Annotated in this window: 1 protein-coding gene; it reads left to right on the top strand. The window is 37.2% G+C overall.

Going from position 1 to position 608, the window contains the following annotated elements; genetic code table 11:
• A partial coding sequence (locus tag QN395_RS21410) for a hypothetical protein (protein WP_323493149.1) occupies positions 1–324 on the top strand: 324 nt, incomplete at its 5' end.
• Positions 325–608 lie beyond the last annotated feature (284 nt).

The following is a 608-nucleotide window of genomic DNA, read 5'->3' as shown; positions in this document are numbered from 1 at the left end:
ATTGAGGCCCTTGATGGCCGTGATTGGTATTTTGCTCTATCAATGGATGTAGAAAAGTCGATAACTAAATATTTTAATTTTTCTTGGAAGTATTCACCCTTTGGATACTTACAAGCTCCTCCAGATAGTCTGTGTATTGATGTCAATCAAATTAGGACAGATCTTGAAAAAGCTGGTTGGAAGTTTCATTCAAAAGGACATCCAGAGCGGAATAATATATTTGAAACTAGATATAAGAAATCCACGAATGAAACTTTAACGCTTATCTCTGCTGAGGGAAAAGATTATGCTTGCTTGTATAGCATGGATCTATTTTCTAAATAAATTTTTATAAAGTACAAAATGACTCCACTTAACGATAAATTAAAAGCAATAATTGCATCTTTTGTAAACTCTCCTGGCGTAGGCGTAAATTCAAAGGCTTATCGTTTGCTCATATCCGCTTTTAATGCGTCGGACACCCTTACTGCGGAATTTAACGAATTAGCTAACAAAGAGCAACTTAATGGTTTTAATCTGAATGCAAGCCCAGGTGTTGGCGCGCACTCAATATTGACCAGCTGCGCGCATTGAATATTGACCAGGCGCTTAGTTGCTGAGCATACAAG

The organism is Undibacterium sp. RTI2.2 (assembly GCF_035018705.1).
GTDB lineage: Bacteria > Pseudomonadota > Gammaproteobacteria > Burkholderiales > Burkholderiaceae_D > Undibacterium.
The sequence above is the reverse complement of the archived record's forward strand: the minus strand, read 5'-3'. Positions and strand labels throughout refer to the sequence as shown.